This is a genomic window from Bartonella capreoli (assembly GCF_902813205.1).
Classification (GTDB): Bacteria; Pseudomonadota; Alphaproteobacteria; order Rhizobiales; family Rhizobiaceae; genus Bartonella; species Bartonella schoenbuchensis.
Map to the genome: position 1 here is coordinate 1 of NZ_CADDZX010000272.1, position 423 is coordinate 423.

Consider the following 423-nt stretch of genomic DNA (forward strand, 5'->3'; position numbering starts at 1 on the left):
AAAAGGCTAGAATAAAGGTTCCCTTTGGGACTAGACCAAGTCCTCCCTCTTCTTGCTCTTCCCTGTGATTGTTCTTGTGCAACAATCCAAAGATTACCTTGATGACCAGTTTGCGCTTTTCGTTGCGCAATGAGATTTGTTGAGTCAACACTATCGTACGCTTCAATAGTGTATCCTTGTTCTTGAGCAAAATCTGATAAAATATAAACCATATTCATTAAAACAATGCAGCTGCTGCTTTTTCTGCTAATTCAGCAAACCAAACTCCAAAAAGTGTATAAAATAAAATAAACAATGCAGAAAGACCGAGACAAAATTGAAGCTCATTCGATAAAGCAACAAAATGCGCTTTTGCGTCATCAAACCACATAATTTTAATGACTCGTAAATAGTAAAAAGCTCCAACGACAGATGCTATCATCC

General features: G+C 37.1%; 2 pseudogenes. Both read right to left on the minus strand.

Annotation, left to right across the window (positions count from 1 at the left end):
• A pseudogene (locus J7R05_RS08380) lies at positions 1–218 on the minus strand (biotin--[acetyl-CoA-carboxylase] ligase); the annotation flags it as partial.
• A pseudogene (locus J7R05_RS08385) lies at positions 218–423 on the minus strand (NADH-quinone oxidoreductase subunit N); the annotation flags it as partial. The pseudogenes J7R05_RS08380 and J7R05_RS08385, both read right to left, overlap by 1 nt.